At 55.0% G+C, this 9794-nt stretch carries 8 protein-coding genes; 4 read left to right on the top strand and 4 right to left on the bottom strand.

What is annotated here, in order from left to right; translation table 11 throughout:
- Nucleotides 1-1072, bottom strand: a 1072-nt coding sequence (locus ACT3TJ_RS14120) for a metallophosphoesterase (protein WP_444624386.1), incomplete at its 3' end; no start/stop codon positions are given.
- Nucleotides 1073-1220: 148 nt separating this feature from the next.
- Nucleotides 1221-2171: a LysR substrate-binding domain-containing protein gene (locus ACT3TJ_RS14115; RefSeq protein ID WP_444622285.1), complete on the bottom strand. Its 951-nt coding sequence runs from the start codon at nucleotides 2169-2171 to the stop codon at nucleotides 1221-1223.
- Nucleotides 2172-2344: 173 nt separating this feature from the next.
- Here ACT3TJ_RS14115 and ACT3TJ_RS14110 point away from each other — a divergent pair, with 173 nt between their 5' ends.
- On the top strand, nucleotides 2345-3403 hold the full coding sequence (locus ACT3TJ_RS14110; RefSeq protein WP_444622286.1) for an SDR family oxidoreductase: 1059 nt from the start codon (nucleotides 2345-2347) through the stop codon (nucleotides 3401-3403).
- A gap of 262 nt (nucleotides 3404-3665) precedes the next feature.
- On the opposite strand, the gene ACT3TJ_RS14105 is transcribed toward ACT3TJ_RS14110, so the two are convergent.
- Nucleotides 3666-4223 carry a DUF2946 domain-containing protein gene (locus ACT3TJ_RS14105; protein ID WP_444622287.1) on the bottom strand — a complete coding sequence of 186 codons (558 nt, stop codon included), beginning with the start codon at nucleotides 4221-4223 and terminating at the stop codon, nucleotides 3666-3668.
- A gap of 257 nt (nucleotides 4224-4480) precedes the next feature.
- On the opposite strand from ACT3TJ_RS14105, the gene ACT3TJ_RS14100 reads away from it, so the two are divergent.
- Nucleotides 4481-5875 (top strand): PepSY-associated TM helix domain-containing protein, encoded by a 1395-nt coding sequence (locus tag ACT3TJ_RS14100; RefSeq protein WP_444622288.1) that lies wholly within the window; start codon nucleotides 4481-4483, stop codon nucleotides 5873-5875.
- A gap of 71 nt (nucleotides 5876-5946) precedes the next feature.
- On the opposite strand, the gene zigA is transcribed toward ACT3TJ_RS14100, so the two are convergent.
- Nucleotides 5947-7173 (bottom strand): zinc metallochaperone GTPase ZigA, encoded by a 1227-nt coding sequence (gene zigA, locus ACT3TJ_RS14095; RefSeq protein WP_444622289.1) that lies wholly within the window; start codon nucleotides 7171-7173, stop codon nucleotides 5947-5949.
- A 273-nt stretch (nucleotides 7174-7446) separates the two neighbouring features.
- On the opposite strand from zigA, the gene ACT3TJ_RS14090 reads away from it, so the two are divergent.
- Both ACT3TJ_RS14090 and eutC read left to right on the top strand, forming a co-directional pair.
- The gene (locus ACT3TJ_RS14090; RefSeq protein WP_444622290.1) at nucleotides 7447-8862 is read left to right on the top strand and encodes an ethanolamine ammonia-lyase subunit EutB; all 1416 of its coding nucleotides are present in this window, start codon (nucleotides 7447-7449) and stop codon (nucleotides 8860-8862) included.
- Nucleotides 8852-9703, top strand: coding sequence for an ethanolamine ammonia-lyase subunit EutC (eutC, locus tag ACT3TJ_RS14085; RefSeq protein ID WP_444622291.1), 852 nt, complete (start codon nucleotides 8852-8854; stop codon nucleotides 9701-9703). The genes ACT3TJ_RS14090 and eutC overlap by 11 nt, the downstream gene beginning before the upstream one ends.
- Nucleotides 9704-9794 lie beyond the last annotated feature (91 nt).

The raw sequence follows: 9794 nt of genomic DNA, 5'->3' as shown, positions 1-9794 counted from the left end.
CTAAGCGCAGTGCAAAGCCAGGCCAGAGCCCGGTGCCGTTATTGACGTAAAGCGTCATTCCGTCAACATCGTAAAAGCCCGAGACAAAACCGTTATTGGCCAAGGCCACAATACGATCAAACCCCCAAATCATGCCGCCGTGGGTGTGGCCGGAAAGCTGCACATCAACCCCGGCGGCAGCTGCCCTGGTGGCATCAAAAGGCTGGTGGTCAAGCAGGATAATCGGCGCGCTAGCGGGAGCACCAGCGATTGCCTCGTCTACATCCGGCGCAGGCCAGCCGGTGCGCGGCGCCCTTAAATCGGTGATGCCAGCAAGTACCAGGTGGGCGTCGTCTCGTGTGATCACAGCATGTTGATTGGCCAGCGTCTGCATACCAAGTGACTGGTAATGCGCCATCCACTGCTCGTACCCAAAGTAATATTCATGGTTGCCGGGGCTTGCATAAACGCCATCCGGCGCCGAAAGCGCTTGAAGCGGTGCTACATCCATCCGTCGGGTTTCAAGGTCGCCGTCGATCAGGTCGCCGGTAATTACGATTAAATCAGGCGCCAAGGCGTTGGTTTTGGTGACCACCGCTTTAACCCATGGCGCCTCAAATAACCGGCTGATATGCAGGTCGGTTAAATGAATTATTTGATACCCGTCAAACTGCGTGGGCAGCCCAGTAATGGTTACTTCAACCTCCTTCATGGGCGGTACGCGTACTGCCTGGTTGACCCCAAAGGCTGCGATTGCCAGCGCGATGATCCCGATCGCATAACGTAACGAGGCAGGGATTTTAAGTCGCCGCCTTTTTGCTGCCATTAAAAGAAGTGTTACCGCATCAACGATGAGTTGTAACAGCGCCAGGAAAAGAACGGTGCCGAACAGCCAGTTGATCATCAGCACCATACTTCTGGGTACCTCGGGGGAAAACATGCTGCCAAAGGCCAAAAACGTCAGCAGGTGGTGCTGTGACACGAGCAGCAGTAACGCGCTAAGGGCAATCTTGACCCATAACGGCCAACGCAGCGGCACCAGGAAACGGGCAATAACCATCAGGCAGGGTATGGCAACGATGAAGTGAAACATCAAAAGGAACTCGTATAAGAGAGTGGGCGTAGTTATATAGATAAACGACTAAATTAGCTATTCATCAAAAAAGTGTAAAAATCGCGTGGTTCAACGCTACGTGCATTCGCAAAGTGCTTTCGCTACGTACGTTCGCTAAGTGTTGCCACTAAGTACGTTCATCGGGCAAGCGCCTTTCACGCCAGTTATCCCACGCGGGAGCTGGACCCACCATTTCAAACAGATGATCCAAAAAGGCGCTTACCTTTCGCGTATGCAGGCGCCGCTGCGCGTACAGTACATGAATATCGCGCCTGCCGGGGGCCACCTCGCAGCGCCACGCTTCAAGCACGGGTAGCAGTTTTCCCGAGGCCAACTCATCGGCTATTAGCCAAGTCGGAAACATGACAAGCCCGTGCCCCATGAGCGCTGCTTGTACCAGGCTTTCGGCATCATTGCTACAAAGCGGGCCATCCACCTTGCAGGTCAGCGGTTGGCGCTGTTTGGGGTGGTGGAAGTACCAGCGCTGGCGACCCATTTCACCCTGGTAAAGTAGGCAGCTGTGCTGAGCCAGGTCATCAGGCGTATTCGGCGTGCCTGCATTGTGCAAATAGCTCGGCGCGGCGGCCACCACGTAATTCATCGGGGCCAAGCGGCGTGCCACCAGCGTAGTGTCAGCAAGCTCACCTACGCGAAAGGTGATATCGATGCCCTCGCGTACCGGGTCGGTTAATTGATCGGTCAGCATTAACTCGACGTTGACCGCCGGGTAGCGCTGCTGAAAGCGATGCAGAATTGGCATGATTTGACGCTGACCAAAGGCGACCGGCGCGTTTAAGCGCAGCACTCCGGAAGGCTCGGCATTTGGCGCTGTCAGCGCTTCGGTCGCCAGGTCGAGCTGTTCAAGGATGCCTCGCACGTCTTGATAGTAGCGCTCACCGGCTTCGGTCAGCGTCACTGCCCGCGTGTGCCGATAGAGCAGTTGCTGACCCAACGATTCTTCCAGGGACGCAATTTGGCGCGAGATAGACGACACCGCGCGATGAAAATGACGAGCCGTGGCGGTAAAGCTGCCGGTCGCGGCAACGCGCTCGAAAACACGTAATGCATTGAGATCCATTGAGTTGCGCCTACAGCAATAAAGATTTGCGGTTTTTCCAATTGTAGCAACTTTAGCTGCTGTCCAGAATAAGCCTCAACCGATACGAGCCCAGCGTTCGTCGATTTTAGAACTCACTTTGTCAACACTCGCTGGATTGATGCGAGTTATCTCATTTGGATAAGGAGTCAATAATGCGTAAAGGCAACGCGCTTGTCGTAGGCGCGACAGGAATCACTGGCGGTAACCTGGCAAGCTATCTTAATGCCAGCGGCTGGACTGTTTATGGTTTATCACGCCGCGCCACTACCCAGACCGGTGTTATCCCTGTTGCCGTTGATCTGCTGGATCGCGAAGCGACCGAGAAAGCTCTGACCGATTTACCCATCACGCACGTGTTCTACTGCACCTGGGTCAAGCGCGATAGCGAAAAGGCCAATGTCGAGGCCAACGGCGCGATGATGCAGAACCTGTTGGATGCCTTGCTGGGCGCGAAAATCAAGCATGTCTCGCTGGTAACCGGCACCAAGCAGTACCTGGGCTCTTTTGAGAGCTACGGCAGCGGCAAAACTGAAACGCCATTTCGCGAATCCGCGCCGCGCGTACCGGGTGATAACTTCTACTACGCCCTTGAAGACACCCTGTTCGCCGCCGCCGAGCGTGACGGCTTCAGCTGGAACGTGCACCGCCCGCATACCGTGATCGGCTATACCCTGGGTAACGCCATGAACATGGGCGTGACGCTGGCGGTTTACGCGTCTATCTGCAAAGCAACCGGCAAGCCGTTTACCTTTCCAGGCTCGCAGACTCAGTGGAACTCACTGACCGACCTAACCGATGCGTTGGTGCTGGCGCGCCAGTTGGAGTGGGCGGCCACTACTCCAGGTGCGCACAACGAAGCGTTCAACACCGTTAACGGTGACGTTTTCCGCTGGCGCCGGATGTGGCGTGAAATAGGCGAGTTCTTCGAACTGGAGGTGGCCGATTGCCCGGAAACGCCGCTGCCGCTGGAAACACAAATGGCCGATAGCGCGCCAATCTGGGCCGACATTGCTGAAAAGCATGACCTTGTTGAAGCCGATGTGACCAGGCTAGCTTCCTGGTGGCACTCTGATGCCGACCTTGGTCGTGAGCTTGAGTGCGTCAACGATGTGACCAAGTCACGCGATTTCGGCTTTGACCACTTCCGCGAAACCCGTGGCGCGTTTTTTGATCTGTTCACCCGCCTGCGCGCAGAACGCATTATCCCTTGAGTAATACCGCTTTCAGAAAAATCGCCACCGGGGTGCCTAATGGCACCCCGTTTTGCGTTCCTGAGCGCCTTCTTGGATGTAATGGCTCAAGTGCGGTGATAAAAAAATGAGTTAACCGGATGCTTATTAAAAAGAGTAGCAAAGCTGTTAATGATTTTAACGTATAGCAGTAAGTGTCGAGCTGTCTTGTTGTTAAGGGATGAGCTTAAAAGATATTCGTCGTATTTTTTTAAATATTAAGGCGCACTAAAGACGGGCCTTGTTATGCTTTTAAAAAGCCTAACAGCCCTATTTCTTTTTTGCTTTTACGCGTTACTATTAACACTGTTCGCGTCGATGTTTTTAAATGCTCGAAGATCAAAGAAGGCGGCCCGCGAGTTAACGCATGCGGATAGTTGTACTGAAAAAACGCACCGGTCTGGAGCGTTAGAAATGCGCCGTCCAGCGCAACGAAGGCTTCGTGGGCAAGGGCGGGTAACGCAATAGAGAGCGACGGGCTGTGTTGCCACAGCTCACAGTAGCCACACTGGTTGTGCCAGTCTGACAGCGTGCTGGAAAGCGCGCGGCCAGTAGCCGTATCGGGAGGGGGATGCGCTACAGGGTGCTCGGCGTGTTCATCCGTAGGGTGATGATGTTCAGCATCCGCATTGTGGTGATGGCTGCTGCTGTGGTTGTGGCTGTGAGCATGGTGGCCATGGTCGTGATGACTGGCCTGGAACTGAGAAATGAGCGGCCCCGTAAATAACAGGCACATGGCTACCCACGCCATCGCTAATGTAACGCGATAGTAGGGTAAGCGTGCTGAGCGAGACTGTGGCATCAAATTCAGCTCTCACGGGGTTAACAAGAAGCGTGATTGTACCAGCCCGGTACTGTGTAACCATAAAATTATCCGTTAACGGTAGATTCCTTAAATCGCTGAGCCTTATGCAACCTATAACCGCACACTTTATATGAATGATTTTAGAAGATGTTTGTAGCGTTTTAATCGTTAGCTTTTTTAAAGATCAATAATCCTTTGCATATACGTCATGCCGATAAAACACATTGTTTAATATCTCTTGGGAAATGATAAGCATGTCCTCAAAAAAAACCGATCCAACGCTGCCCCGGCGAAATGGAAAAATTCTCTTTGCGCTATTAATGCGAATGCACTTTTATGTGGGGCTGTTGGTAGGTCCCTTTATCCTGGTGGCCGCCTTAAGCGGTATTGTCTACGTTTTCACACCTTCGGTGGAATCGTGGCTTTACCGTGATGCCTTAACAGTAAGTACCCAAGATGCACCGCAGCCGCTGGCACGGCAAATTGAAACGGCGCAGTGGGTGATAGGCCAGGACACGCTACCCGCCGCGGTTCGCCCCGCACCGGATGCGCACAGTACCACGCGTGTTATGTTTGCTGATCCAGCGCTTGGACCCTCCGAGCATCGGGCTATTTTTATAGACCCGGCAACGCTTGACGTAAAAGGCGACATGACGGTGTACGGCACCAGCGGCATATTGCCGTTTCGCACGGCGCTTGATCAGTTTCACCGTGGTTTGCTGTTAGGTGATATAGGGCGTTTGTACAGCGAACTAGCGGCGTCATGGTTATGGATCATTGCGCTGCTGGGCCTGGTGCTTTGGTTAGCGCGACGTAAAACGCTTAAAAGCCCAGGCCCGCGTATGGCGGCAAGGCGCTTGCACGCAACCGTAGGTGTTTTTGCGCTCGTCGGGCTGCTGTTTTTCTCAGCCACGGGACTTACCTGGTCGCAATGGGCCGGTGGCAATATTGGCGAATTAAGACAGGCGTGGGGCTGGGGTACGCCAAGTGTATCGACCGTGCTTCCCGCGCTAGGGGATGCAATGAGCCATGATTCCCATGCCCATCACGACATGCATGCCGACCATGGTGTGAGCAGCGCCCCCGAAGCCGGAGATTTTGTAAGCCCGGAAGGGTTCGACCAGGCGCTTGCGGCAGCCAGGAGTGCAGGACTACTGGCAGGTAGAATCCAGCTAGAACCGCCTGCCAGCGAAGGCCGAGCGTGGCGTGTGACTGAAATTGACCGCCGCTGGCCTACCCAGGTAGACCAGGTCGCACTGAACCCAAGCGATATGCGTATTCTTGAACAAACGGATTTTTCAACGTTTCCCTTGGCGGCAAAGCTAACGCGCTGGGGTATTGATTTACATATGGGCGTACTGTTTGGCCTGCTTAACCAGCTGGTGCTGGCGCTATTTGCAGCGGCCCTGGTGTTTCTTATTGTGTGGGGTTATCGGATGTGGTGGCAGCGCGTTAAAAACACCACGGTGAATAAGGCACAAACCATGACCGCGCTGTTTATCATGCTGGGCTTGCCCGCTCAGTTGGGCCTGCTCGCCATCCTAACGCTTTTAGGGGGCGCCTTACCGGTATTGGGCGGCAGCTTGATCATTATTGCGATTATTGATGCGCTGCGCTGGGCGGCTTCCAGAAAGCCCCGAAGCGTGTAAAAACACTGATAATAAGCGCAATAGAAAAGGCCTCAGGTCGATACCTGAGGCCTTGGCGCTTGCAAGCAGATTTATTCCCACGCGGGGAAGGGGTCAGGCAGCGTTTTCCACATCTCCATGCCTTCCAGTAGCTCACCTTCGCTGAGTAAGCAGGCATCCAGTGCGTCACGCATGCAGGCTTTATCCAGACCTTGGCCGATAAACACCAGTTCCTGGCGCATATCCCCAAACGGCTCTTCCCACTTCTCGGTGATGAATTGGCGGTACTCCGGGTCAGTTGGCCAGCGCTCTTCAGGAACCGCCTTCCAGAACATACCGGCCATGCCGTGATGGGCGATGCCGCCTGCCTGGCTCCACTGCCCGGCCCACTGAGGGCGAGTGGCCAGCCAGAAAAAACCTTTCGAGCGCAATAAACCCTCGCCAAACCACTCGGAATGCAGCAGGTCGTGAAATTTGGCCGGGTGAAATGGGCGGCGGGCGTGATAAGCAAAGCTTCCGATGCCGTACTCTTCGGTTTCGGGTACGTGCTCGCCACGCATCTCTTTTAACCAGCCCGGCGCCTGCTGAGCGCGTTCAAAGTCAAACCTGCCAGTATTTAGCACTTTATTAAGCGGCACGCCGCCTTGGCGAATAGGCACCAGCTCGGCATCGGGGTTGAGGGAGTGCAAAATGGCTTTTAGTGCCTCCAGCTCTTTTTCGCTAATTAAATCCGTTTTACTAATCAGCAATACATCGCAGAACTCGATCTGATCCACCAGCAGGTCGGCAACGTTACGTTCATCCTCTTCGCCGAGACTTTCTCCTGCTTCCGCCAGGCTTTGCGCTTCACGGTATTGGGCAAGAAAATTGGCACCATCAACGACCGTTACCAGCGTATCCAACCGGGCGATATGGGAAAGGCTTTGGCCGTCCTCATCCTCAAAGGTAAACGTTTCAGCCACTGGCAAGGGTTCGGAAATACCGGTCGACTCAATGACCAGATAATCGAATTTTCCTTCCTTTGCCAACTGGTTGACTTCGATAAGCAGGTCTTCGCGCAGCGTGCAGCAAATGCACCCATTGCTCATCTCGACAAGGCGTTCTTCTGAGCGATTAAGTGCGACTTCGCTCTCAAGCGTTGGCTCGCCTGGGCCACCGCGCACCAGCGCGGCGTCGATGTTCACCTCACTCATATCGTTCACAATCACCGCCACACGAAGGCCTTCACGGTTGGCGAGGATATGATTGAGCACGGTGGTTTTACCAGCACCCAGAAAGCCCGACAGCACGGTAACGGGCAGGGGAGAAAACGCAGTCATTACTAGCACGCCTCTAAATGGTTTATGTTATGTGATAATATAACAATATGAAGGCAATTAGAAAGCGCGCATTAATTCAGCCAGGAAAAATCTCAGCGCTTGTATTGAGTAGGCCAGTAGCTGCGCAGCCCATTTGGCGTTTAAGGCACGCTGTTTGGAGCAGTTAGTTATTACCTTGAAGGCGGAAGAAGGGGGAGGGAAATGCATTGGGCGTAACGATCTCAAAAGCGCTATGGTGAATTCAGGATATCCAACGCGCGGCAGGTAAACACCATGGCCCAGACCTTTCAAACGACAGTAGGCAGCCGCCATTATCGCTTTAAAAGCCTTGCCGAACTGATGGCCAAAGCGACCCCGGCGCGCTCGGGCGATCGTTTAGCGGGTGTAATTGCCGAAAGCGCTGAGGAGCGCGTGGTGGCACAGATGGTGTTGGCGGAACTGCCGTTGACCACCTTCTTGAACGACGCACTGATCCCCTACGAAGACGATGAAATCACCCGGCTGATTATCGATGAGCATGACGCCGAGGCCTTTGCGCCCCTTCGGCATTTAACGGTAGGGGATTTTCGTAACTGGCTGCTCTCGGATCAGGCAACTTCAGAAGTGCTCACCGCCGTTCGCCCAGGCATTACGCCAGAAATGGCCGCGGCGGTCAGCAAACTGATGCGCAATCAGGATCTGATTCTGGTGGGCAGAAAGTGCCGAGTTACCACGGCTTTTCGTAATACCATCGGCCTGCCCGGGCGGCTTTCTACCCGGCTACAGCCCAACCACCCGACGGACGATGTCACCGGCATTGCGGCGAGTATTCTGGATGGCCTGCTCTATGGCAGCGGCGACGCGGTCATCGGGATTAATCCGGCCACCGATAACGTGGCTCAAAGCGTGAAGCTGATGCGCTTAATGGATGACGTGATTCAGAAGTACCAGATTCCCACCCAGTCCTGCGTGCTTACCCATGTGACCAACACGCTGGAAGCCATTGAGCAGGGCGCCCCGGTAGACCTGGTGTTTCAGTCGATAGGCGGTACTGAAGCCACCAACCGTAGCTTCGGGTTTGATTTAAGCACGTTGGCCGAAGCCGAAGCGGCTGCCCAGTCGCTTAATCGGGGCACGGTGGGGCGCAACGTCATGTACTTTGAAACTGGCCAGGGCAGTTCGCTCTCCGCGGATGCTCATCATGGGCTTGACCAGCAAACCTGCGAGGCACGTGCCTACGCGGTGGCGCGCAAATTCAGCCCGTTGTTGGTCAATACGGTGGTGGGGTTTATCGGCCCCGAGTACTTGTTCGATGGTAAAGAGATCACCCGGGCCGGGCTTGAGGACCATTTCTGCGGCAAGCTTTTGGGCGTGCCCATGGGTTGTGATGTTTGCTACACCAACCATGCTGAAGCCGACCAGAACGATATGGACAACCTGCTGACCCTGTTGGGCGTGGCGGGCTGTAATTTCGTGATGGGCATTCCGGGGTCTGACGACATTATGCTCAATTATCAGACCACCTCGTTTCACGACGCGCTCTACGCCCGCCGCGTGCTTGGGCTAAAGGCCGCGCCGGAGTTTGAGCGCTGGCTTGATGAGATGCAGATTTTCAACGATGTGAAAACACACACGCTAAACGACCAGGTGCCCGCCGCGTTCGCTAACAGCCTGCGCCACTTGCCTAGGGAGCCACGCCATGACATCTAACCCAACGCCTATTGTTGTAGAGAACCCTTGGGAACGGCTGCGTGCATTTACCGATGCGCGTATCGGCTTGGGCCGGGCGGGCGTCAGCCTGCCTACCGGTAAGCTGCTGGAGTTTCAATTGGCCCACGCTCAGGCGCAGGATGCGGTGCATGCCCCGCTGGATGTCGAGGCGCTGGCTCAGCAGTTGCAAGAAGCCTTTGTGCTTGAACATGAGCCGCTTCGCTTGCACAGCCAAGTGGAGGACCGCGCCATGTATCTCCAGCGCCCCGATGTTGGCCGCCGGTTGAATGATGGTTCGCGGGAGCGCTTACACAATGCCCAAACGTCGCCATCACGCGTGGATCTGGCTGTGGTGATCGTCGATGGACTTTCTGCTCTGGCGGTCCAGCAGAACAGCCAGCCATTTTTAAAAGCGCTGTATCAGCAGTTTGAGCAGGACAACGCTGCGTGGCAGTTAGCGCCGCTCGCTATCGTCGAGCAGGGCCGGGTGGCGATTGGTGATGAAATTGGCGCGCTGCTCAATGCCGACGCAGTGCTGGTGATGATTGGTGAGCGGCCCGGGCTTAGCTCGCCGGATAGCCTCGGGCTTTACATGACCTGGGCGCCCGAGCCGGGGCTTAAGGATGACCGGCGCAACTGCATTTCCAACGTGCGCCCAGCGGGCTTGAACATGGCGGAGGCAGCCCGGCGGCTTTTTTTACTGCTTAAAGACGCCCGTAAGCTGAAAATATCGGGCGTTAAATTAAAAGATCGCAGTGAAGACGGCGTATTTGAAGACAAGGTACTTGAAGGCGACGCAGCCGCCCCGGGCGCAACGAAAAATTTTTTGGTCGCTGATTAGCGCTTATGCCGCACGGCGTGAAGAGGCTACTCACTCACTCAATAAAGCGCCTTTGCTGAATGGCTTCATGGCGTTTCATCCTATAGGCTGA

The organism is Halomonas sp. AOP30-A1-24 (assembly GCF_052378165.1).
GTDB classification, from domain to species: Bacteria; Pseudomonadota; Gammaproteobacteria; order Pseudomonadales; family Halomonadaceae; genus Vreelandella; species Vreelandella citrativorans.
The sequence above is the reverse complement of the archived record's forward strand: the minus strand, read 5'-3'. Positions and strand labels throughout refer to the sequence as shown.

Excerpts from the sequence above, each read along its gene's own strand:
- ACT3TJ_RS14115 (WP_444622285.1), bottom strand. The coding sequence starts at position 2,171 with ATGGATCTCAATGCATTACGTGTTTTCGAGCGCGTTGCCGCGACCGGC.
- ACT3TJ_RS14110 (WP_444622286.1), top strand. The coding sequence starts at position 2,345 with ATGCGTAAAGGCAACGCGCTTGTCGTAGGCGCGACAGGAATCACTGGC.
- ACT3TJ_RS14105 (WP_444622287.1), bottom strand. The coding sequence starts at position 4,223 with ATGCCACAGTCTCGCTCAGCACGCTTACCCTACTATCGCGTTACATTA.
- ACT3TJ_RS14100 (WP_444622288.1), top strand. The coding sequence starts at position 4,481 with ATGTCCTCAAAAAAAACCGATCCAACGCTGCCCCGGCGAAATGGAAAA.
- zigA (WP_444622289.1), bottom strand. The coding sequence starts at position 7,173 with ATGACTGCGTTTTCTCCCCTGCCCGTTACCGTGCTGTCGGGCTTTCTG.
- ACT3TJ_RS14090 (WP_444622290.1), top strand. The coding sequence starts at position 7,447 with ATGGCCCAGACCTTTCAAACGACAGTAGGCAGCCGCCATTATCGCTTT.
- eutC (WP_444622291.1), top strand. The coding sequence starts at position 8,852 with ATGACATCTAACCCAACGCCTATTGTTGTAGAGAACCCTTGGGAACGG.